This window comes from Companilactobacillus sp. y65-5, from assembly GCF_057541095.1.
The window spans coordinates 284059-306561 of the sequence record NZ_BAAJOA010000002.1 but is presented as its reverse complement, the minus strand read 5'-3'; the positions used below and the strand labels follow the sequence as shown (position 1 = coordinate 306561).

The window sequence follows — 22503 nt, the reverse complement described above, 5'->3', positions numbered from 1 at the left end:
GATAATGAAGAGTCGATCATTTTACGGAAGGTATTTTGGATCGACAACAAAATGAAAAAACACTTCATCTCGATAAAATAAAAGAAAAATAAAAAAAGAGTATAGGACAATAAAAGTCCCATACTCTTTTTTGCTTATGGTTATATTAAGATTAATCGTCCCAATCCACGACCGAGTCTTTTAAACCGTCAGGATTACCACTCCAGAAGAAGTTACCATACCAGAGACTACGCTTGTCAGTGTCGAAGCCACTGATTTCTGCAACGTCCGCGTCACTTAATTCAAAGTCATAGATATCAGTATTTTGGATGATGCGTTCCTCGTGTACGGACTTGGGGATGGTGATGATTCCACGTTGTAGATCCCAGCGCAAGATGACTTGAGCCACTGACTTGTGATACTTGTCAGCAATCTTTTGGAGCCGTTTGTCACCTAGGACAGCACCTCCACCCAGTGGAGACCAAGCTTCCAGATAAATATTGTGTTGATCACAGAAGTCCTTGATGTCCTCTTCTTGGCAGAGAGGGTGGAATTCCATCTGATTGACAGCTGGTTTGATTGAGGAATTCAAAAGTAAATTCTTTAACTTGGCAATGTTGAAGTTGGAAACACCGATGGCTCTAGCTTTACCGTCACGATAAATTTTTTCAAGTGCGTGCCAAGTATCCAAATATTTGCCATCTACTGGCCAGTGGATCAGTAATAGATCGACGTAGTCAGTTTGAAGTCGTTCAAGCTGACCGTCGAAGCCTTTTAACGTCTGATCGTAGCCGTGATCACCATTGAAGATCTTGGTAGTTAAGAAGATGTCTTCACGTTTTAACCCGTTGTCAGTCAAAGCCTTTTGTAAACCTTCACCGACACCTTTTTCGTTACCGTATTGTTTAGCAGTATCGATAGCTCTATATCCATGTTTGATCGCCCACTCGACGGATTGAGCAGCACTAGAATTATTTACTTTCCAAACACCTAAACCTAATTGAGGCATTTTCACGTTGTTATTAAGAGTTACGGTTGAATTTAATTTTAAAGTCATATGAAAACCTCCTAATAAATATTCTAACGCAAAAGATTTTGTGATTCTTGTAAAATCCTTGACTATTTGGTATAGTTCGAGATGTTCACGTCTATCAATAATGGAAACTATTTCATAAAGGAAAGGTATAGCCCAAAACATGCAAAAAACATTCACAAGTACTAATGAAATAAAATCAGAAATTATTAATTTATCGGCAATTTTGAACTTGCCTAAAGGAACCGAAGCGTTCATCAGTGATATTCATGGCGAATATGACGAGTTCGCACACATACTTCGTAACGGATCTGGTAATACCAAACAAAAAATCGGTGAACTATTCACTGGCCGTTTGACTGGTGAGAGCCAAAAGAAATTAGCATTTTTGATTTATTATCCTTCAGAAATACTCAAACAGACCAAGAAAAATATCAAGACACAAGCTGAACTCTGTCAATGGTACATGACGACCTTCAACAACTTGATCGAGATGTTGCGCTACACGGCCAATAAATACACGCGTTCCAAAGTTAGAAAGGCTATCAAACCCGATCTAGTCTACATCACGGAGGAATTATTGTACGCTGACATGACTGACGCAACCAAGCACCAATATTACCGTGAAGTCATGGACAATATCATCAGTTTAGATATGGCAGATTCGTTCATCATTTCTACTTGTCACACGATCCAACGACTAGTAGTCGATCATCTGCACATCATTGGCGATATCTATGATCGAGGACCACACCCTGACTATATCATAGAACACTTGATGAAACGTTGGGGCAGTATAGATTTTCAGTGGGGGAATCATGACATCCTCTGGATCGGTAGTGCTGCTGGTTCAAAGCTCTGCATGGCTAATCTAGTTCGGATCAGTGCTCGCTACGACAACTTAGATATCTTGAGTGACTCGTATGGGATCGACTTCGAAGAATTAGAGAAGTTCGCTCTGCGACACTATCAACCATTAGACTCTTTCAAACCCAAGTCCGACACTGGAACTAAGATTTCGGCAGATTTGGAGAAACGCAATAACTGTGTTCAACAAGCAATGTCCATCATGCAATTTAAGATGGAAGGCAGTGCCATCAAGCGTAATCCTGAATTTGACATGGAACCACGCATGTTACTAGATAAGATCAGTGCAGATCGAAAATCCGTAACGATCGCAGGCGAGCAATATCAAATCACAAATGGATGTTTCCAATTAGTCGATCCAGATGATCCTTATCAACTGACCAATGAAGAACAGACTATCTTGGCTGACTTGATCCAGCAATTCATTGCTTCACCAAAATTGCGTTATCACATGGGTTATATGTTGAACAACGGGTCCATGTATCTTCGTTATAACGGTAACTTACTACTTCACGGTTGTGTCCCAGTTGATAATAACGGCGCTATGCTGAGTCTTAAATTGGGCGAACACAAATATTCAGGCAAGAGTCTGTTCGACTTTTTTGAAGTCACTTTAAAAGGTGCCTTCCAAAAACCACAAGCTGCCGATTGCTTCAATTCGGATGTTCTCTGGTATCTCTGGACGGGCAAGTTGTCACCGCTATTCGGTAAAGAAGCGATGACGACGTTTGAACGTTACTTTGTGGATGACAAGGAGTTACAACACGAGAAGAAGAACCCGTATTATTCATTGAGAAAAGAAGAGTGGTTCGCTGATAAGTTACTTGAAGAATTCGGTTTGGATACTGAAGAAGGTCATATCATCAATGGTCATACACCTGTGAAGATCGGTCACACGCCGATCATGGCTAACGGCAAGATCTTCGTCATCGACGGGGGCATGTCGAAACCATATCACAAGACGACTGGTATCGGTGGTTACACATTGCTGTCTAACTCTTATGGCTTGCAATTAGTAACGCATGAACCTTTCACAACGCGTAAACGGGCTATTGAGGATATGACAGACGTCGTTTCAACTAAGCGAGTTATCGAACAGTCGGTCAAACGTAAAACGGTCGCAGACACTGACAATGGCATCAAAATAAAAAAGCAGATAGCTCAGCTATCTGCTCGATTGAAACAAAAGTAATTATTCTGATAAAGCTTTTTTAGGTAAGATCAGATTCAAGACGATACCAACGATCGTAGCAACACCGATACCTGTGAATTGGAAAGTTCCAACTTTCAAGTAGGCATTACCAATACCAATAACCAAAATAACTGACGCAATCATAAGATTGTGTTTTTTATTGAAGTCAACTTTGTTATCGACCAGTAACTTGAGACCACTAGAGGCGATAACACCGAAGAGGACAAAACTTATTCCACCGATTACTGGTCCGGGGATAGTTTGGATCAAAGCACTTAATTTACCGACGAATCCAAATAGGGCAGCGAAGACGGCGGCACCGATAATAACGTAGACACTAAAGATTTTGTTGACGGCCATAACGCCGATATTTTCACCGTATGATGTGATGGGAGGACCACCGATCAATCCAGCAAAGATCGAAGCAGTACCATCACCGGCTAGAGTTCTGTGAAGTCCGGGATTCTTGAAGAAGTTACGATGTGTCAATTCATCTAGAACCATGATGTGACCCAAGTGCTCCGCCATCGTTACGAACGCTATCGGGGCAAAACTCAATATGGCATCCCAGTAGATCTTCTTAGGGGTGTAGCTGATAAATGGGAATTCAAAGTTGGGAAGTTTGAACCATGGTGTGGAGACTACTTTTGAGAAGTCAACGATACCGAAGGCAACCGAGATGGCATAGCCGCAGACGATACCTAGTAGGATGGCGATGTTGCTCCAGAAACCTTTAAAGTACATGTTGAATAATACGGTTAAAAATAAAGTGATCATCGAGATGATGAAGTATTTTAGATCATAGTGACCGTTGTTCATCATGGCATTGTCAGCAGCGTTGCTGGCAACTGATAGACCAATAACAATGATGATCGGTCCAACAACGATCGGTGGCAAGGCCTTGTCGATCCAGTCAGACCCGATGAAGGCAATCATCAAGGCTACTACCAGATAGACGATACCAACGGCGATAGTACCTTGGGCAACTCCGGCATAACCAGCAGTCTTCATCAAGGCGATACTAGGAACGATAAAAGAAAAACTGGAACTCATATACGCTGGGATTCGACCCTTTGTGATCAAGATATGTAAGATAGTACCGATACCAGAACTGAATAAGGCGATACCGGGATCTAGTCCAATCAGTAACGGTACTAGGACCGTTGCTCCGAACATTGAGAATAAGTGCTGCAAGGATAGGAGCCACCAGCTACTTAAAGGTGGCTTTTCATATAAGTCGATAACCGCTTCAGGATTTCGATATGATTTATCATTTGCGTCCAAGTTTATTTCCCCCACTTACTTTTTTGCAAAAAAATAGTCCTCTATCCCGTGTATATGCGAAATAAAAGACTGAACGTGTTCCCTTCATAGCCTCACGGGACCAATGTTAAAGGACTATTTAATTTTCTTAATCATAATAGAGTTGAAATGCAATGTCAATAATGAAATACTTAAGAGTATGAATGCCAAGCGCTGACAAGAGGAGAGAATTTTTAAACTATGGTTGAATTGTATATTGTAAGACACGGAGAAACAGATACTAATTATGAGAACCGTATCAACGGTATGTCGACTGATAAGCCTTTGAATGACAACGGGATCAAACAAGTTGAAGAGCTTGAAAAATACATCGATGTTAATATGTTTGACGAAGTGTATTCAAGTCCGATGAAGCGAGCTGTACAAACTGCTGAGATCTTGAATCAAGGAATCCACGAAGTAAAACTCGATAAGCGACTTTATGAAGCTGATTATGGTAGTTGGGATGGATTATCCGAAGCAGAATTAAAAGTTAAGTATCCAGAAGTATTCGATGAAAATAATTATTTATTACCTAATTACACCAAATACGCCAAAGACGGTGAAGAATACGAAGACGTCTATAAGCGTGTTGAAGATTTCATGAATGATATGGCTAAAAAGGGTGACAAGAAGATCATGGTCGTCTGTCATGGTTTTGTCAGTCGTTCATTCTTAAAAGTCGTGACTGGTGCAGAAGACATTTCGGCGATTATCCAACCAGACAATGCCGGAGTATCGAAATATACGGTTTCTAAGTCTGGACGCAAGTACTTGAATTATTACGGTAGAAAAAACAGCATAGACTAGATTTTGATGAGGTGTAAGTTTGGCTCTAACAAATAAAGTTCCAGAACGTGACGTCAGAAATGTTTTTAACTCGATCGCTACGAATTACGACAAGATGAATTCCATTATGAGTTTGGGGACCCACAATAAGTGGCGCAGTACTGCCACCGATATGATCGACAATCACCCTAAGCGGATTTTGGATCTCTGTTGCGGTACAGCTGATTGGACGATCTTATTAGGTAAGAGATTCCCGTTAGCCAGAGTGACCGGCATGGATTTTAGTCAAGAAATGTTGAAGATCGGCCAGAACAAAGTGGGTCAAGCTGGTATTGAAAACGTAGCACTATTGGCGGGAGATGCCATGCACCTGACATTTTTGGACAATAGTTTTGATGTGGTCACGATTGGATTTGGGCTCAGGAATGTTCCGGACGCTAATGCAGTCTTGCAAGAGATCTATCGAGTTTTGAGACCCGGTGGACAGATCATCTGCCTAGAGGCATTCAAAGTTGAAACACCAGTGATTCGACTAGGCTGGAAAGTATACTTCAACCGGTTGATGCCACTGATGGGTAGACTGTTTGTCTCTAAACAGAGTGAATATCAGTATTTGGACGATTCCGTCAATAAATTCGTCAGTATCCCACAACTAGTCGAGATGTATCGTAAAGCTGGTTTTGAGAATGTTAAAGTGAAAGACTTGATGTTGAAATCTGCCGCAATTCACTTTGGCGAAAAAAAATAAAAAAACTGTCGTAGATGAGTGAACTCGAGTGGGTTCAGTCACTTACGGCAGTTTTTTTGTGTAAAAACGGCGAAAGAAAAAGCCATCCTGGGGAGGAATGACTTTTATGTTTTTAGGGGATTAAATATATGTTATAGGGGGGATGAGGTGAGAGGCTCTCGTCTCTCATCTACAACTACTAATATACAGGCTAAGTGTGAAACAAATGTTTTTAAAATGTGAAGAAAGTGTGAACTTTTTCAAAAAATCTCTTTTGACTTGATATAATCAAAAAAATATCAATGTCGCAAGCTAACAATATCAAGATATTCAATTATTATTTGTTAAAAATTAGATTTTAGTGATTTTATTTGATATGAAACCCGTTCGATGAATTATATTAGTCTTGTAAAAAGAAAGGTGGTAAATGATGACAAATATTCGGGATGTTGCCAAAACGTCTGGTCATTCGGTCTCGACCGTCTCTCGAGTAATAAATAAACGAGGTTATGTGTCCGACCAAACTAGGTGTGAGATCGAAGCGGCGATCAAGCAATTGAATTATCACCGCAATGACATGGCTCGGGCGCTTAGTCTAGGAAAAACGCACCAAGTCGGTATTGTTGTTCCTTATATCGATCACCCGTATTTTCAAAAACTAGCTAATGCAATTATAAGTGCGGCATTCGATCATAATTACCAAGCCACATTATTGCAGTCGAATTATAGTTCAGAACAGGAGATCGATTTTTTGGATATGTTAAAGCATCACGTTTTTGATGGCTTGATCTTTACTTCCCGTGCGATCTCGTTTGACAAGTTAGTGGAATATCAAAAATTCGGACCGATTGCTTGTTGCGAGGATACTTTCGATTATCCCATCTCGTGTGCCTTTACGGATCGAAAAGCGTCATTTGTCGATGCTATGCAAGTGCTAAAAAATCAAGGGTATTCTCATCTCGGGGTAACGATCAGTCGCAGTGAAAGTACCAGTCAGAGCGCTCGCTTGACGATTGCTGCCTATGAGGAAGTTTTTGATCAAAAAATCGATGAGCAATTGCTATTTCGTGAATCTAAAACGATGTTTGATGGAATAAATGCGGCGGAACAATTTCTCAATTACGATCCTCAGTTACAAGCAATTTTTGGTGACGACGATGAGATCGCGGCAGGCGCAATTCGTAAGTTACAACAACTAGGGCGCCAAGATATCGAAGTCATTGGTCAAGAGAATTTATCCATCAGCTTTCTGATGAATTTTTCCACCATCGATCACCGTTTGACGGACATCGGCGAGGAGGTCTTCAAATTATTATTCCAGAGGCAAGTTATCAAGAAGCCGATCCCTTCCAAATTTATCCGACGTGGTAAGTTAGAACTGGCAACTGACGTGTCCGATGAATTATGGCACTGAAATTTAGGCAACAAAAAAACACCCCGGGGAAGGGTGTTTTTTGTATAGGGGATTAAATATTGTTATAGGGGGGATGAGAAAAGGGATTTGTTTATCTCTTATCTACAATTTATATAATACAGGCCTATCATGAAGTAATTGTTTGTAAATTGTGAAAATTATGTGAATCTTGGATAGCCAACTTTTGATGATAAGTCTTTTTTATAAGTTTAAATTCTTTGTCCAATTTTAATACGACAACAATAGTTGTCTCCCTTGGGATAACTATTCATCCCACGCTTACTAGTATAACTTATTTTTTGTATAACTACTACTGGTTGGTACTCAAAAACCAAAAAAAGAGAAATCGTCCTGGGGAGGGGCGATTTCTTTAGGGGATTAAATATATATGTTATAGGGGGGTGAGAAAAGGGATTATGTATCTCTCATCTACAAGTAATATATTAACCGAAGATTATGAAGTAAATAATTCCAAAATATGAAAAAAGTGTGAATTTTTAATATTTTGGAATTATTTATTTTATAATGTTAGTTGCATTTTAATCTTATACCAATTATACTATACACGTGTCTTGTGCATATATTCACTAATAGGTTATTAACTTTTAGGCTGAAAGTTAATAGTGAAAATGTATCTATTGTTTAATAGGATTACTTGTCTTTAATTGTCACCGGGATGCGATATTTGCAACTCTTGGTGGTGATAAATTGAAGATGTCCCTAGTACTGAAGCGTATTTTAGACGTCTTCTCTATTTTATAAGGGAGTTGATACTATGAGTAAGAAACAGTCGCTTTCTAGATCACTAGGAAGCAGACACATACAGATGATTGCTATTGGTGGTGCCATTGGTACAGGACTATTCTTAGGTTCTGGTGAAGCAATTCACAAGTCAGGACCATCCATAATCATTGCATATATTGTTACAGGACTTTTTTGTTTCTTCATGATGAGAGCAACTGGAGAATTGCTACTGTCAGATATTAAGAAACATTCGTTTTTGGATTTTATTAGTCAATACTTAGGTGATGGCTATGAATTCGTTACTGGTTGGGCCTACTGGTTCTGCTGGATCACATTGGCAATGGCTGATTTGACAGCAACTGGTATTTATATCAAGTTTTGGTTCCCACAAGTTCCACAGTGGGCAACGGCCTTAACCGTCTTATTGATTTTGTTTGGAATTAATTTCGTTAATGTAAGAATGTTCGGTGAATTGGAATCGGCGTTCTCAATGATCAAAGTCGTTGCGATCATCTTGCTTATCATTGTTGGATTCGCAATGGCATTTATCCACGTTCCAGTAGGTAGTGGACAGGCCGGATTTAGTAACTTATGGAGTCACGGTGGATTCTTCCCTACTGGGATCAACGGATTCCTATTATCATTCCAAATGGTAGCATTCGCTTTCGTTGGAATCGAAATGGTTGGTATTACTGCAGGTGAGACTGACAATCCTGAAATAAACCTACCTAAGGCTATCAACGCTGTTCCTATCAGAATTGCTATATTCTATGTTGGTTCAATGATAGCCATCATGGCAGTTTATCCTTGGAACAATATCGTCACCACCGTTAGTCCTTTCGTTCAAGTTTTCTCTGGAATCGGTATCAAGAGTGCCGCAGGGATTTTGAACTTCGTTGTTCTAACGGCTGCCTTCTCGGCAACCAATAGTTGTCTGTTTAGTACTAGTCGTACATTACACAGTTTGAGTATCAAAGGTAACGCTCCCGAGAGGATGTCTTTAGTAAGTAATCATAGTGTTCCTATTTGGTCATTAATGTTCTCTGGTGCCGCATTGCTAGTAATCGTTATTATGAATTACTTCATGCCGGCTAGTGTCTTCAGTTTGATTTCAACTGTTTCAACGATTAACTTTATTGTTGTTTGGGTAGTCCTATTATGGACACACGTAGTTTACCGTCATAAGGTTTCTGATCTTGGTAAATACCAAATGCCTGGATACCCTGCAACTAGTTACTTGAGTTTGTTGTTCTTTATTGCGATCTTGATCTTACTTATCGTTATTAAGCAAACTAGAGTAGCTATGATTGCAACGATCATCTTCTGGATTGCATTGATCGTTATTTATAAAATCAAAGTTAAAGTTCAATCTAAAGCCGGAGATAAAGTCGATGCAGAAGCAAAGACTGAATCTTAGACTAGTTTATGGTAATATAGCTTACAATTAATTATTTTTTGATTGGAAGCGATATTATGTCTTTGGAAAAAGTACAAAGTTTTTTTGCAAGCGTAGGTCTTCAAGATCGCATTAAGGTGTTTGATGAATCTAGCGCTACTGTTGAAATGGCTGCAGAAGCAATTGGTTGTCTGCCTGAACACATCGCTAAGACAATGTCGTTTTTAGTCGATGAGAACCCCATTCTTATTGTCATGGCCGGCGATGCTAAGGTCGATAACCATAAGTATAAGATGATGTTCCACAAAAAGGCAAAGATGATACCGTGGGATGATGTAGAATCGATTACTGGACATGCTCCTGGAGGTGTCTGCCCATTCGCGGTCAACGATGGTGTGAAGATTTATTTAGACAAATCCTTGAGGCGGTTTAAGACTTTGTATCCTGCCGCTGGCAGCACTTCCAGTGCTGTGAAGCTCTCATTGGCGGAGTTGGAGCAGTACACAGATGCTCAAGGTTGGGTCGATACTTGTAAGAATTGGGAATAAAGAAATAGAGCTAAGGCAATTTGCCTTGGCTCTATTTTTGTATTACTAGATTTAGATTACTAGTTGATTTCGATATGATGAACTAAGTCTTGCTTGTCAGCCACCTTAGGTAATGTGATCTTCAAAACGCCGTCATTGTAGTCAGCCTTGATATTTTTATCGTCAACTGCTGGCAAGTGATATTGTCTTGCGAAGCGACCGCTGGAACGTTCGCTCATGATCATATCTCCATTCTTGTCCTCATGATCATTGAAGCTATCACGATGACCACTGATAGTTAATGTGTCATTTTGATAGTTGATGTCAATGTTCTTCTTGTCGAACGCTGGCATGTCTACATGGACTTCATAGTTTTTGTCAGATTCTTTGATGTCAGTCTTAAGTGTTGCATTTGTATTAGCATCCTTAAAGAATGTTGGAAAGCTATTCATCCAATTGGTATCAAACCAATCTCTCATAATGTCGTTTGGACGATCCATAATTTCGTTACTCATATATCAATTACTCCCTTTCCTTCATTACAAATACATTGTAGTACCTATTAGGAGGGGAATTCAAATATTTAGCACTCTAAGTTATTGAGTGCTAACAAATTATTTTTTCATATAATTTGTAGGCTCGAAATATTTTTGAAGCAAACCGATCAAAAGGTCAGTGATGACGGCCATCAGTGCTGTTGGCAAAGCACCAGCTAGGATCAGTGGTGCACCATCAGTCGCATTAGTGCCACGGATTATCAAATCTCCTAAACCACCAGCCCCAACGAAGGAACCGATCGCTGTATTACCGATGGCCACGACCATAGCCGTTCTGATACCCGACATGATGACTGACATCGCCAAGGGTAATTTGACCATGTATAGCAATTGTAAGCCAGTCATGCCCATGCCCTTGGCAGAATCAATAATATTAGGATCAACGTTTTTCATACCAGTATAGGTATTCTTGAGGATCGGTAAGAGTGAGTATAAGAAAATAGTGACGATAACGGTGTTGGGTCCAAGACCTAGTCCTAACATGATGATCGATAGCATTGCTAGTGAGGGGATAGTCTGAATAACATTAGCGATGCTGATGATGAAATCGCCCAACTTGTAATGATTGGCGATGTAGATTCCTAGGGGGATACCGATCACTGCCGCGATCAATACTCCGTAGAATGAAATCAAAAAATGTCGACAAAATTGTTCTAAGATATAAATTCCGTTGTGAGTAAAATAAAAAATCAGTTGTTTCCATAACGGCTGTTCAACCATTAATTGTCACCTCTAAAGTAATTATGTTTTTGTAGGAATTCTCGTGCAACGTCCGCAGGTTCACGGAGGTTATTATCCACTTCGTAATTCATCGTTTGCATCTGTGACAATGATATCTGACCATCCAAACGATGTAAGAGTGGTTTCAGTTCGGGATGTTTGCGCAACAGGCTATTGTTGACGACCATACTAGTATCGTATGGTGGGAAGAAATGCTTGTCGTCTGGCAATATCTTCAAGTTGTAACTCTTGATCCGTCCGTCGGTAGAATAGCCTAGAACGGCAGACATCTTACCTGCGGCGACCGCAGAGTAGACTAGCCCAACTTGCATTGGATAGACGCGTTTGAAAGTAAAACCGTAGGTACGTGAAAAAGCTGGATAACCATCGTCAGGTCGATTGATCCAGATATTGTCAGCGCCAATATTGATATTGGGAGCGATTTTTTTGAGGTCACTAATATCATGTAAATTGTATTTTTTCGCAATTTTTTGAGTTACTAGCATGTTGTAAGTATTGGCGAAGCCGTAAGTTGGGAACCAAGTCTGGTCGAACCGTTTTTGATAGAGTTCTTTAACGACGCGGTTAGCTTTAGCTCGATTCTTGATCGGCTTGTGATTTAAGGTGGCGATCAGTTCATCACCAGTGAAATTTTCTGCGGCGATGTCGGCGTTATGACGCATCAAAGCGGCATGAACTAGCTGATTAGAACCTAAGTTATTGACGATTTGAGTGTGATAATTCGTCTCATGTGAGATGAGTTCCATGATTATTTCAGACATGATCATCGACTCAGTTGTCGATAGACTGGCGACCTTGATAGTGTCTCGTGAACCGGAACCTAGTCCGGGCCAACCACAGCCCGAAACGAAAAGGAGCGAGGCTAGCGAAATTAAAGTAATAAACTTTTTGAGTAATTTTTTCATAGTTACACCTCACGACTTTTCGTTTTTGGTGTAACTTTTTTTTCGAATATCCCTAATAAATAGTCTGCTAAAATCGCAAGAATCGTAACAGGGATAGTACCACCGATGATCAGACTGGGATTATAAAGATTCAGTCCATTAAAGATGAAATCACCTAATCCACCGGCACCAATGTATGATGCCAACGTAGACCAAGAAATCACATAGACAGTTGAGAGCCTTACACCAGACATAATAATAGGCATGGACATAGGTATTTCAACTTTAAAGATGGACTGCATCGTTGTCATTCCGAGACCACGGGCGGCATCGATCAGATTGGGGTTAACTTTTTTCATCCCAATATAAGTGTTGCGCAAAATGGGTAGTAGCGAATAAATGAAGAGGGCGACGATCGCAGGTGTCTTGCCGATCCCAAAGATGGGGATCATTAACGCTAACAGTGCTAACGATGGAATCGTCTGCAGCATGCCGGAGATCGACATGACGTACTTGGCAGTCTTGTTGTAACGTGTCAATACGATACCTAGTGGGACGGCCACGATTATTCCCAGAACAATGGCGAAGGCTGAGATATAGATCTGTTCCCAAGTCTTGATTATTAACTCAGAGCCGTGTTGATTCAGAAAAGTGATCATGCATTATCACTCTCCTTTGCGATCGTAGCTGGTAGTTTGATATTTTCGGGGTCGTCTAATTCATCCTTGCCCCAGATGGCATCATAGATGATATTGACGAGGGATGCACGGGTTACGATACCGATCAAGTTGTTGTCGTCGTCGATCACGGGGACATACTTGTACCCTTGCTTTAAGATACGTTCACTAGTGTCTCGCAAGTACGATGTGGTCTTGACTTTGAAGCGATTAGCTTTGTAAATATCCGAGACATTGGAATACTTCGAGTATCGGTCGTTGATCGTCTCTAAGTCGATGTAGCCTTTGAGTTTGTTATTGTCGTCCGTCACTAGTAGCGTATCAACGTGATGATAACTCATCGCCCGAATCGCTTCAGCTAGTGACTGTCCCAGCGTGATCTTAGCAGGATTCTTAGACATGATGTCACTAACGGAGAGGGTGTTTTGTTGCGCTTGTAATAGACGTTCTTCACCGAGTAATTCCTTAACGAAGTCATTACCGGGATGTTGCAAGATATTATCAGGTGTATCGTCTTGAATAACGTGGCCGCTGTCCATGATAACTATATGAGTAGCGAGTTTCAGAGCTTCATCCATATCGTGCGTGACGAAGATAATGGTTTTGCCGAGTTCTTCTTGCAAGTGTTTGACCAAGTCTTGTAAGTCATCACGCGTGATTGGATCAAGCGCACCGAAGGGCTCGTCCATCAAAATAATATCTTGATCAGCGGCCAGAGCACGTACGACGCCGATCCTTTGTTGCTGTCCACCGGATAGTTCGGCAGGGTAACGTTCTAAATAGCTTTCAGGCAAGTCAGCCAGATTTATTAATTCTTTCGCCTTACGGTCCATTTTTTCCTGTTGCCACTTGAGCAGCTTAGGTACAAGGGTGATATTATCCTTAATGGTCATGTGAGGCATCAATCCATTGTTCTGAATAACGTAACCAATTGTACGTCGTAATTTTACTGGATCGAATGTTTTAAGATTCTTTCCTTTGAAGATGATCTTGCCGCGACTAGGTTCGATCATACGGTTGATCATTCTCATCGTCGTGGTCTTCCCAGAACCTGAAGTTCCGATCAGACAGACGAATTCCCCTTTATTGATAGTTATGTTGATATCCTCGACAGCGTCATTGCCGCCGCGGTAATTCTTTGCTACATTCTGAAATGAAATTATTTCTTTCGTAGACTGCATAGAACCTCCTATTAATATGACTAACGTTAGCTATGATACAATTATAGTGAGATTAATTCAAAAAGAGGTCGAAGATAATATGGCAAAAATAGTTATCAAACGTATCTATAGCAAGGAATTACCCGATGGATATAGAATTTTAATTGATCGCCTATGGCCACGAGGTATGTCCAAATTACGTGCCAATTTAGACCTTTGGGCCAAAGAAATCGCTCCGTCACCAGAATTACGCAAATGGTTCGGCCATGATCCTGAAAAATTTTCAGAGTTTGAAGTGAAATATCTGGAAGAAATAAAAAATAATGACTATACCAAAGTGTTTGTTCAAAGCGTTATAACGGCGTTACAGGAGCAAGATGTTTTGATTTTATACGGTGCCAAAGACGAAGAACACAATAATGCAGTCGTTTTACAAAAGTATTTGAATAAAGAAATTAATAAATAATTGAAGTATAGACCTATCGTATTATAATGATATAAGTGAAGCTAATAGACGGGACGGATAAAAATGGAAGAATTCGATTTAGCAACTCTTCTTTCCAGCAACGAAAAAACTTTGATACGAGTGTTACAAAACTACGCCAGAACGAATGATCTGGTTGTTTTTGTGTTAGATAACAATGATAAGTTGATGTCAAGAGCTCTCGGTGAGACGCGTGATGGGAGTGTTTTGGCAGATTTAGAAAAGGTCAAAAACTTTTCGGAATTGAGTATCAATCGCTTCAAGTACAATATTGAGTTAACAGACGTGCCCATCCGTATTTCAATGATCAATCAGATGGTCGGGAAGTTGTATGTTGCTCACGATGTTCAGGGCAAGCCTAGTCCTGAGAGCCTGATGCTATTGCAAAGATTACAAAAACAAGCTGAGTTTTTGAAATACTTGGTTGAAAATATCGCCCGCCTCTTGGTGGATAATCGTGGTATTGATGACTTCTTAGTCAAGCAAACTGTCAGTGTAGATGAGATGATCGACGAGTTGGATGATAGTGAAGCTTTAGCTTTGCAACAACTGAAAGAATTGTCCACCTCCAATCGCGCCATCATCACTGCTATTGAGTTCATCGATGATAATTTGGACAAACGATTGACGTTGGATCAAGTTGCTAATCGGGTTTATTTGTCAGATTATTATTTTAGCAAGCTCTTCAAGAAGGAGACAAAGCTGAGTTTTTCAGTCTACTTGAACGCCAGAAAAATTCAGCGGGCGATGTTTTTGTTGAAGGATACAGAGCTAAGCATCCAAGATGTGTCCGATGAGTTAGGATTTACGCGAATGAGCTACTTTAGTCAGACGTTTAAAAAATACACTGGTTATACACCTTCCAAATTTCGGAGAAATTAAAAAATACACTGGATTGACATGAAGTGCGATAGAAAAGTTAGACAATTTGAATTAATCAAAAATGGCTTGTTCCCGGTATTCCACTGGGATCAAGCCATTTTTGATTAGAGATTACTAGATAAATCATCTATTAAGTTGATGTGAGTTGGGTTCCAACCTAATTCCCTTTGCGTTAATATACTGGAAGCGGGGAGATCAGCACTGAACGACTGTAAAATATTGAAACTGTTATTATAATTGGCTTTCACTGGCTTAATTGGTAGTTCTAGTTTTTTTGATAAAATATTAAGAATGTCGATCATCTTGACTTGTCCATCACCCACAGCATTGAAGACAGTCATGGGTCCACCGTTCAGTTTGTATTTTAAAACTAAAACAAATAAATGAGCAGCATCGTTCACGTTGACAGCATTCCAACGATTTTGACCATTGCCAATGTATGGTATGTAACCGAGCTCGTTAGACTGATTGATTAACATAGAAATTAAACCATAACGTCCGGCGCCATGTACTGAGGGAGCAAAGCGGACGGTTGCCGTGTTTAGACCCTCTTGTTTGAGTTGGCGTGCGAGTAACTCTGATTTACGTGGCGTTGTCTCAGCATAATTTTCAGATCCCAAATCATTCTCTGTCAAAATTTCACCAGGGTCTACTCCCGCAGTTCCGGCAGTGATGAGAAATGGTTTATCAGTATCTTTGATTGCATCACCAATTGCTAAGATTGCGTTTTTATCCAAAAGAGCAGCTTGGTCAAAATGCGCAAAATCATTTGTGAACCCTAGATGAAGAACTGCATCAGCTTGTTTGGAAGCGTCTTTAATAATATCTAGGTTTGATAAGGTTCCCATAATTGTTTTTCCACCCATATCGGTTAATTTTTGGGCACTTTTTTCAGAGCGAGTTAAACCACTAACAGTAAAGCCATCACTAATTAATTCCTTTGCTACTAGTGATCCAACATAGCCAGTTGCCCCAGTCATAAATATGTTCATAAGATCTATCTCCTCTTGTTAATTTCTTGATATTTCTTATAATAACAGCATAGATTAAATAGTTAATATTCATTAATTAGATATAATTCAATAAATAGACATTGTCTATAAAATGTCGATGAGGTAGATGAGATGACCAGTTTACAAAATGCCAGGACAGAAAAAATGATCTTCATAGGTTTTCAAGAATTACTTACTAAGAAGCTCTTCAGCAAGATTACAATCAATGATATCGCTGAAGAATCAATGATTAATCGTTCAACTTTCTACATCCATTTTTTGGATAAATATGATTTATTATCTAAATTTCTTGCTGATAAAGGGACAGCGACTAGTTTGAATATAGACAGTGTTTATCAAAAACCTTATACAAGCTTCGCGACACTTGGAGGACCGACATTATTACCCATTTTCAAATTCCAACGTCAAGATAGTGAATTCCGTAATGCTCAATTTCAATTTATTATGGATTTCATTATCAAAAGTGAATCTAAAAAAACTGAATTGGAAAAATATTTTTTGATTGGAAGATTTAAAGGGATGAATATCTGGTTGGAACGTACACATCAGAAGTACGATCCCTTTGTTGACTATGAGCGCCTAGACGAAATTTTTCGAAGTGGTAAAGAGTAGACGTACTAGGATTCTATGTTTTATGGACACTGACCTCTTGGATTGCGATGTATGCCTGCTGATATGAAACTTGAAAGTGCTCTGTCGCCTCAGTGTATGAATACTTTTGCTTGACCACTTACTAAACTACTTCAATTCGTTCTTCTAAAATCGTCTTTTTTGTGATCGTAAAAAAGACACACTCTTTCGAGTGTGCCCAGAGTCTAAAATTTCTCACCAATACGATGTTATTTAGAGCCGTTTTTTAGTTTGTTTTTCTTTTTTTCTTCTTGTTAAATTGATGAAGTATCAAAGTAATGATGATCGACAATACCAAGACACCGACGAACAGCATGTTAGGTATTTCGATGTCGATAGCGGGGATGGAGAGGAACAACTTGATAGAGATGAACAAAATCAAGAAGTATGCCATTCCTTGTAATTCAGGGATCCGTCCCATCAAGCCCATGATCAATTCTGCGATTCCACGCATGGCGAGGATACCGATCATACCACCGATCAAAACGATGACGGGATTACTGGAAATCGCCAATGACGCCAAAACCGAGTCGATCGAGAAGACAATGTCCATCAATTCGATCGATATAACGACCTGCCAGAATTGAGAAATATGGATATGTTTTCTCCAACCTTTAGGTTCAGGTTTTTTGGTTGGGACTTCCACTTCTTTGTTTCGTTTATGTCTGTCGAAGAAGAAGTACTTCAAGAACAGATAGAATAGATAACCCGCGCCGAGGACTTTTATCCACCAGAAGTTGATCAGATAGACACCGATACCGATAACTAGAAAGCGGAAGACGTAAGCTCCCACTAAACCGTAGAATAAGGACTTTTCTTGTTCCACCTTGTTAGGTAATGACTGTGTTTGTGCGGCTAGTACCACAGCGTTATCAACCGATAACATACACTCCATGATCACCAAGGATAGAATTATTAACCAATCTTCGCCAGATTCGATAACCGTTGCCCAGTTATGGAGGTCGAAGAATGGGCCGTACATGTTAGCAAGTGCATTCAATCAGAATATGCTCCCTTAAATATTATTATTTGTCATATGATACTTTATTTTATGACGGTTGTATATTTTTATCTCCCTTTTATTCTACTAGAAATTTGGCCGAATGGTATCTATCTAGGCTATTAAATTTAGAATTCTTTAAAAATGTTTTCAAAAAAATAATCGTTTACTAAAATATTTGTTGACAATTTAAGTGAAAGGGATTACATTTTATTTGCGCAAACGTTTGCTTAGGTGGGAATTATTAATAACAAAAGTGAGGATGACGAATTTTGGAAAAATGGTGGAAGAACGCAGTTGTTTATCAAGTATATCCGGCCAGCTATCAGGATAGTAATGGTGATGGAATTGGAGATCTACCAGGCATTACCAGCCGATTAGAATATATTAAGAAGTTAGGTGCGGATATTATTTGGCTGAGTCCAATTTATCAATCGCCTCAAGTCGATAATGGTTATGACATTTCAGACTATCGTGCTATCAATCCAGATTTTGGAAATATGACAGACTTCGATAATTTATTAAAGAAAGCACACGAACTCGGATTAAAGATAATGATGGACTTAGTAGTCAATCATACTTCCGATGAGCACAAGTGGTTCCAAGAATCACGCAAGGGTAAGGATAATCCGGATCGTGATTATTATATTTGGCGTGATGGCAAAAATGGGGAAGCACCTAATAACTGGGGTTCATTCTTCACTGGTCCGGCATGGAAATATGATGAACAGTCAGGACAGTATTATTTGCACTTATTCGCTCCTGAACAACCAGACTTGAATTGGGAAAATACCAAAGTTCGTCATTCCGTCTATGACATGATGAATTGGTGGGCAGACAAGGGTGTTGATGGCTTCCGAATGGATGTTATCAACTATATTTCTAAACCTGACGAATTGTCAGATGCTCCTAAAAAGGCAGACGAATTATACGGTAACCCCGAACCACTAGTTGCTAATGGACATCGCATTCATGAATTCCTACAAGAAATGAATCAGAATGTTATGAGCAAGCACAAGATGGTAACTGTTGGTGAAGCTCCTGCCGTAACGACTGAAGAGGCTAAGGAATATTCAAACCTCAATGGCCAAGAACTGGATATGGTCTTTCAATTCGAACACATGGGATTAGATGGTAGTGCTAATCCTGCGCTAGGACGTTGGGCGGATCGAAAAGCTAGTTTGACTGACTTGCGTACTAATTTGACTAAGTGGCAAACTGCCTTAGCAGGTTCGGCATGGAACTCATTGTATTGGAATAATCATGACCAACCTCGAGTCGTTTCTAGATTCGGAAATGACAGTACAGAAGAATATCGAGTTTTGAGTGCGAAAATGCTGGCAACGATGCTACATTTTCAGCAAGGTACTCCGTACGTCTTTGAAGGTGAAGAAATCGGGATGACCAATGCATATTTTGATAAGTTGAGTGACTACGTAGATCTAGATTCGATCAACTCATATCATCAAATCGTTGATGAACAACATCTGCTTGATGGACCAACGATGTTGAAGTATCTAGGGATGCATAGTCGAGATAATGCTCGTACTCCGATGCAATGGGATGACAGTGCCAATGGTGGCTTCTCAACTGGGAAACCATGGGAAAATATGAATCCAAGTTATAAACAAATCAATGTGGAAAAAGCCTTGGCTGATCCAAATTCAGTCTTCTATTATTATCAACACTTGATCAAGCTGCGCCATGAATTGCCTGTCATTACAGACGGGACCTATGCGTTAGTTGCTGATAATGAAAATGATGCAGAGGTGTACGCATATACTCGTAGTGATGAGAAGACGACGCTGTTAGTAGTCTTGAACTACACCGATAAAAATTTGGAACGTCATTATGATGTACCAGAAGATGCAAAATTATTGATAAGTAACTATGACAATGATCAAGACGATAAATTACGTCCATATGAAGCAAAGGTCTATCAATTTTAGTGGGTGAAGGGGGTATAGATTATGATAAAAGCATCTGCAGATAAGTCGGATGAAGTAACGACTAAGAAAGAAAAATCATTTGGTTTCGATAATGCATTACCTACTTTGCCAATGAAAACTATTTTTGCGATGACCTTTGGATGTATTGGTGTGAACATGGCTTTCACATTGCAAGGCTCACAAATGAGTAGAATTACTCAAACTATCGGTGTTAATCCTAATAATTTGGGATGGTTCTTCCTATTGCCACCATTGTTAGGTATGTTCGTTCAACCGCTCATTGGTAAATATTCTGATATCACTTGGACTAAGTGGGGACGTAGAATACCGTATTTATTGGTCGGTGCTCCTATTACCGTGGTGGTAATGATCATGCTACCATTCACAGGTTCTTTTGGATTTGGATATGGTTCTCTAACGGCACTGATATATGCCGCAATAGCAATTGCACTGATGGATTTATTCAGTAATGTCTGTCTGGCACCATACAAAATGTTGGCGGGTGATATGGTCAACGAGGATCAAAAAAATCTCGCTTGGTCTTGGCAACAAATTTTTAGTTACGCTGGGGGAATCTTAGCTGCATTATTGCCATTTATTCTTACTAAACTAGGTATGCCGAATACGGCTGCTAAAGGTCAAGTTCCGGCAACCGTTATCTGGGCATATTTGATCGGTGCCGCAATGCTATTGATCACCAGTTTGATTACGATCTTCAATGTTAAAGAATACGATCCAGAAAAATATGCAAAATATCATAAGATTGACGCAAAAGAACAAAAAGTAACACCTAACTTGTGGAAATTAGTAAAAAAAGCTCCCAGAGCATTTTGGGAATTAGCTGTTGTCCAATTATTTAGTTGGATCGGAATCATGTATACTTGGACTTACGCAACGGGCGCTATGGCTAACAATATCTGGCATACCACTAATCCAGCCTCGGCAGGATTTCAAGCCGCTGGTAATTGGTATGGTGTTATGACGGCATTTTATAGTGTAGCCGCCTTACTATGGGGACTATTCTATGCAAAAACCAAAGCAACTCAACGTAAATTCTGGTATTCATTCGGACTATTCGCAGATGCAATCAGTATTATCATTGTCGCCGTCACACATAATCAGTGGATTGCGTTACTAGCATTTGCATTGTACGGAATTGGTAATTTCACCATCAACACATTGCCATTTGCAATGTTAACGACATCATTGGATGGTAAGAACAACGGCTCATATTTAGGATTATTCAATATTGCTGTGTGTTTACCGCAAATCATTGGTTCTCTAGCTAGTTTCGTAGTCTTCCCATTAGTTGGAAATAGCCAAAGCATGATGATGATCATCGGATTTGTTGCAATGGTGATCGGTGGATTCTCAGTTGCGATCATTCACGAAGGTAAATAAAAAAATGTTATTAGTGAATTACGAGTCTTTCCTTTAAATATGTTAGAAGGTAAACTTATAGTGAATCTTATAACAAGAAATGAGGAGACAGGTGAATGTCAGCAACAATCAAAGATATAGCTCGAAAAGTTGGCGTGGCACCATCAACTGTATCTCGTGTATTAGCTAATAAATCACAGTATTATACTTCGGAGACGGCAGAGAAAGTTAAAAAGGCTGCCCGAGAATTAGGCTATAAAAAAAATCAAGCGGCAGTTGAATTAGTCAAGAAAAGCAGCAATGTCATTGCAGCAGTGGTTAGCTCGGTTAAGACTAATTTTGCTGGTCAAATAATCGAAGGTATTCAGTCCGAAGCTGCTAAACATGGTTACAATCTAATTATTGTGTATTCCAATAGTGCCAATTCTGAAGAACAAAAAAAGGCCTTGCTAACAGTGATCGAACGGCCAGTTATGGGAATATTACTGCTATCGATTGCCTTATCTGATGATAATTTAGATTTATTACAGGAGTCAGAGATACCATATTGCTTTTTATCGATGGGATTTGATGATACCCGACCATTTGTCAGTTCGGATGACGAAAGGATCGGTTATCAGGCGACAAAGTTATTGATAGAGAAAGGCCATCGTAAAATTGGTCTAGCTGCCATTGATAAATACCCTTATACCGGACAACTGCGACTGGCGGGGTACAAAAAAGCTCTAGCCGAGGTAAATATCGTTCCACAAAAATCATGGGTTCAAGCTGGGGATTATAGTTATCAGGCTGGCGTGTCCGCTATGGCGGCATATGGTGCCGAGACTGAATTAACAGGTATTGTAGCCGTCAGTGACTTGGCTGCTATCGGAGTTTTGAATCAAGCTAGAAACTTAGGACTTAGAGTTCCACAAGATATTTCAATCGTGAGTATCGACGGCACAGAAATGTGTCAGATCGTTCAACCACAGCTGACCAGTATTTCTCAAGATTTTTATAAAATGGGAGTAGTAGGTGTTCAACGTATTCAGCAAACTTTGTCTAAAAAATCTCAAAAGACAGGTGAGCAACAATTGATCCCAGTTCATATTGATGAGCGAGAAAGCGTTATTGAACGGGATTAAATAGTTTGTTTTTAGGGGTTGAATAATATTGATTCTAGAAAACGAATTCAAA

The 22503-nt window shown here is 39.7% G+C and carries 21 protein-coding genes; 12 read left to right on the top strand and 9 right to left on the bottom strand.

All coding sequences use genetic code 11. The annotated features are described in order from the left end of the window. Nucleotides 1-151 precede the first annotated feature (151 nt). Complete coding sequence (locus AC27FM_RS05535; protein WP_487086572.1) at nt 152-1036, bottom strand: aldo/keto reductase; 885 nt, start codon at nt 1034-1036, stop codon at nt 152-154. A gap of 139 nt (nt 1037-1175) precedes the next feature. Here AC27FM_RS05535 and AC27FM_RS05530 point away from each other — a divergent pair, with 139 nt between their 5' ends. After that, nucleotides 1176-3071 carry a fructose-1,6-bisphosphatase gene (locus tag AC27FM_RS05530; RefSeq protein WP_487086571.1) on the top strand — a complete coding sequence of 632 codons (1896 nt, stop codon included), beginning with the start codon at nt 1176-1178 and terminating at the stop codon, nt 3069-3071. On the opposite strand, the gene AC27FM_RS05525 is transcribed toward AC27FM_RS05530, so the two are convergent. Continuing rightward, nucleotides 3072-4355 (bottom strand): solute carrier family 23 protein, encoded by a 1284-nt coding sequence (locus AC27FM_RS05525; RefSeq protein WP_487086569.1) that lies wholly within the window; start codon nt 4353-4355, stop codon nt 3072-3074. It abuts the gene before it with no gap. Between the two features lie 219 nt (nt 4356-4574). On the opposite strand from AC27FM_RS05525, the gene AC27FM_RS05520 reads away from it, so the two are divergent. The 5 genes from AC27FM_RS05520 to AC27FM_RS05500 all read left to right on the top strand — a co-directional run bounded on the left by AC27FM_RS05520 (nt 4575) and on the right by AC27FM_RS05500 (nt 9991). After that, nucleotides 4575-5183: a histidine phosphatase family protein gene (locus AC27FM_RS05520; protein ID WP_487086567.1), complete on the top strand. Its 609-nt coding sequence runs from the start codon at nt 4575-4577 to the stop codon at nt 5181-5183. A gap of 19 nt (nt 5184-5202) precedes the next feature. Continuing rightward, on the top strand, nt 5203-5910 hold the full coding sequence (locus AC27FM_RS05515; protein ID WP_487086565.1) for a demethylmenaquinone methyltransferase: 708 nt from the start codon (nt 5203-5205) through the stop codon (nt 5908-5910). A gap of 409 nt (nt 5911-6319) precedes the next feature. Further along, complete coding sequence (locus AC27FM_RS05510; RefSeq protein WP_487086563.1) at nt 6320-7303, top strand: LacI family DNA-binding transcriptional regulator; 984 nt, start codon at nt 6320-6322, stop codon at nt 7301-7303. 775 nt (nt 7304-8078) lie between these two features. Beyond that, nucleotides 8079-9464 (top strand): amino acid permease, encoded by a 1386-nt coding sequence (locus AC27FM_RS05505; RefSeq protein WP_487086562.1) that lies wholly within the window; start codon nt 8079-8081, stop codon nt 9462-9464. Nucleotides 9465-9520: 56 nt separating this feature from the next. Then, nucleotides 9521-9991 carry a YbaK/EbsC family protein gene (locus AC27FM_RS05500; protein ID WP_487086886.1) on the top strand — a complete coding sequence of 157 codons (471 nt, stop codon included), beginning with the start codon at nt 9521-9523 and terminating at the stop codon, nt 9989-9991. A 59-nt stretch (nt 9992-10050) separates the two neighbouring features. Here AC27FM_RS05500 and AC27FM_RS05495 read toward each other — a convergent pair whose 3' ends face one another. The 5 genes from AC27FM_RS05495 to AC27FM_RS05475 all read right to left on the bottom strand — a co-directional run bounded on the left by AC27FM_RS05495 (nt 10051) and on the right by AC27FM_RS05475 (nt 14010). Then, nucleotides 10051-10485, bottom strand: a complete 435-nt coding sequence (locus AC27FM_RS05495) for an Hsp20/alpha crystallin family protein (RefSeq protein WP_487086560.1) — start codon at nt 10483-10485, stop codon at nt 10051-10053. A 99-nt stretch (nt 10486-10584) separates the two neighbouring features. Then, a complete protein-coding gene (locus AC27FM_RS05490; protein ID WP_487086559.1) occupies nt 10585-11247 on the bottom strand; it encodes an ABC transporter permease in 663 nt (220 codons plus the stop codon). Beyond that, on the bottom strand, nt 11247-12173 hold the full coding sequence (locus AC27FM_RS05485) for an osmoprotectant ABC transporter substrate-binding protein (RefSeq protein ID WP_487086558.1): 927 nt from the start codon (nt 12171-12173) through the stop codon (nt 11247-11249). Before AC27FM_RS05485 ends, AC27FM_RS05490 begins: the two co-directional genes overlap by 1 nt. Nucleotides 12174-12175: 2 nt before the next feature. After that, nucleotides 12176-12811 (bottom strand): ABC transporter permease, encoded by a 636-nt coding sequence (locus AC27FM_RS05480; RefSeq protein WP_487086556.1) that lies wholly within the window; start codon nt 12809-12811, stop codon nt 12176-12178. After that, entirely contained in the window at nt 12808-14010 is a 1203-nt protein-coding gene (locus AC27FM_RS05475; RefSeq protein WP_487086554.1) for a betaine/proline/choline family ABC transporter ATP-binding protein, read from the bottom strand. Before AC27FM_RS05475 ends, AC27FM_RS05480 begins: the two co-directional genes overlap by 4 nt. A 79-nt stretch (nt 14011-14089) precedes the next feature. On the opposite strand from AC27FM_RS05475, the gene AC27FM_RS05470 reads away from it, so the two are divergent. Both AC27FM_RS05470 and AC27FM_RS05465 read left to right on the top strand, forming a co-directional pair. Continuing rightward, entirely contained in the window at nt 14090-14455 is a 366-nt protein-coding gene (locus tag AC27FM_RS05470) for a DUF488 domain-containing protein (protein WP_487086552.1), read from the top strand. Between the two features lie 63 nt (nt 14456-14518). Next, the gene (locus AC27FM_RS05465; RefSeq protein WP_487086551.1) at nt 14519-15355 is read left to right on the top strand and encodes a helix-turn-helix transcriptional regulator; all 837 of its coding nucleotides are present in this window, start codon (nt 14519-14521) and stop codon (nt 15353-15355) included. Between the two features lie 104 nt (nt 15356-15459). Here AC27FM_RS05465 and AC27FM_RS05460 read toward each other — a convergent pair whose 3' ends face one another. Beyond that, nucleotides 15460-16347, bottom strand: coding sequence for an SDR family oxidoreductase (locus tag AC27FM_RS05460; RefSeq protein WP_487086549.1), 888 nt, complete (start codon nt 16345-16347; stop codon nt 15460-15462). A 132-nt stretch (nt 16348-16479) separates the two neighbouring features. Here AC27FM_RS05460 and AC27FM_RS05455 point away from each other — a divergent pair, with 132 nt between their 5' ends. Next, nucleotides 16480-16980 (top strand): hypothetical protein, encoded by a 501-nt coding sequence (locus AC27FM_RS05455; RefSeq protein ID WP_487086548.1) that lies wholly within the window; start codon nt 16480-16482, stop codon nt 16978-16980. Nucleotides 16981-17224: 244 nt separating this feature from the next. Here AC27FM_RS05455 and AC27FM_RS05450 read toward each other — a convergent pair whose 3' ends face one another. Further along, a complete protein-coding gene (locus AC27FM_RS05450) occupies nt 17225-17998 on the bottom strand; it encodes a TerC family protein (RefSeq protein ID WP_487086547.1) in 774 nt (257 codons plus the stop codon). Nucleotides 17999-18270: 272 nt separating this feature from the next. Here AC27FM_RS05450 and AC27FM_RS05445 point away from each other — a divergent pair, with 272 nt between their 5' ends. The 3 genes from AC27FM_RS05445 to AC27FM_RS05435 all read left to right on the top strand — a co-directional run bounded on the left by AC27FM_RS05445 (nt 18271) and on the right by AC27FM_RS05435 (nt 22451). After that, nucleotides 18271-19947, top strand: coding sequence for a glycoside hydrolase family 13 protein (locus tag AC27FM_RS05445; protein WP_487086545.1), 1677 nt, complete (start codon nt 18271-18273; stop codon nt 19945-19947). Nucleotides 19948-19968: 21 nt separating this feature from the next. After that, the gene (locus AC27FM_RS05440; RefSeq protein WP_487086544.1) at nt 19969-21348 is read left to right on the top strand and encodes an SLC45 family MFS transporter; all 1380 of its coding nucleotides are present in this window, start codon (nt 19969-19971) and stop codon (nt 21346-21348) included. 95 nt (nt 21349-21443) lie between these two features. Continuing rightward, nucleotides 21444-22451 (top strand): LacI family DNA-binding transcriptional regulator, encoded by a 1008-nt coding sequence (locus tag AC27FM_RS05435; protein ID WP_487086542.1) that lies wholly within the window; start codon nt 21444-21446, stop codon nt 22449-22451. The last annotated feature ends 52 nt before the right edge of the window (nt 22452-22503 follow it).

Excerpts from the sequence above, each read along its gene's own strand:
- AC27FM_RS05435 (WP_487086542.1), top strand. The coding sequence starts at position 21,444 with ATGTCAGCAACAATCAAAGATATAGCTCGAAAAGTTGGCGTGGCACCA.
- AC27FM_RS05500 (WP_487086886.1), top strand. The coding sequence starts at position 9,521 with ATGTCTTTGGAAAAAGTACAAAGTTTTTTTGCAAGCGTAGGTCTTCAA.
- AC27FM_RS05465 (WP_487086551.1), top strand. The coding sequence starts at position 14,519 with ATGGAAGAATTCGATTTAGCAACTCTTCTTTCCAGCAACGAAAAAACT.
- AC27FM_RS05460 (WP_487086549.1), bottom strand. The coding sequence starts at position 16,347 with ATGAACATATTTATGACTGGGGCAACTGGCTATGTTGGATCACTAGTA.
- AC27FM_RS05510 (WP_487086563.1), top strand. The coding sequence starts at position 6,320 with ATGACAAATATTCGGGATGTTGCCAAAACGTCTGGTCATTCGGTCTCG.
- AC27FM_RS05505 (WP_487086562.1), top strand. The coding sequence starts at position 8,079 with ATGAGTAAGAAACAGTCGCTTTCTAGATCACTAGGAAGCAGACACATA.
- AC27FM_RS05520 (WP_487086567.1), top strand. The coding sequence starts at position 4,575 with ATGGTTGAATTGTATATTGTAAGACACGGAGAAACAGATACTAATTAT.
- AC27FM_RS05440 (WP_487086544.1), top strand. The coding sequence starts at position 19,969 with ATGATAAAAGCATCTGCAGATAAGTCGGATGAAGTAACGACTAAGAAA.
- AC27FM_RS05475 (WP_487086554.1), bottom strand. The coding sequence starts at position 14,010 with ATGCAGTCTACGAAAGAAATAATTTCATTTCAGAATGTAGCAAAGAAT.
- AC27FM_RS05455 (WP_487086548.1), top strand. The coding sequence starts at position 16,480 with ATGACCAGTTTACAAAATGCCAGGACAGAAAAAATGATCTTCATAGGT.
- AC27FM_RS05495 (WP_487086560.1), bottom strand. The coding sequence starts at position 10,485 with ATGAGTAACGAAATTATGGATCGTCCAAACGACATTATGAGAGATTGG.
- AC27FM_RS05535 (WP_487086572.1), bottom strand. The coding sequence starts at position 1,036 with ATGACTTTAAAATTAAATTCAACCGTAACTCTTAATAACAACGTGAAA.
- AC27FM_RS05470 (WP_487086552.1), top strand. The coding sequence starts at position 14,090 with ATGGCAAAAATAGTTATCAAACGTATCTATAGCAAGGAATTACCCGAT.
- AC27FM_RS05485 (WP_487086558.1), bottom strand. The coding sequence starts at position 12,173 with ATGAAAAAATTACTCAAAAAGTTTATTACTTTAATTTCGCTAGCCTCG.
- AC27FM_RS05480 (WP_487086556.1), bottom strand. The coding sequence starts at position 12,811 with ATGATCACTTTTCTGAATCAACACGGCTCTGAGTTAATAATCAAGACT.
- AC27FM_RS05530 (WP_487086571.1), top strand. The coding sequence starts at position 1,176 with ATGCAAAAAACATTCACAAGTACTAATGAAATAAAATCAGAAATTATT.
- AC27FM_RS05490 (WP_487086559.1), bottom strand. The coding sequence starts at position 11,247 with ATGGTTGAACAGCCGTTATGGAAACAACTGATTTTTTATTTTACTCAC.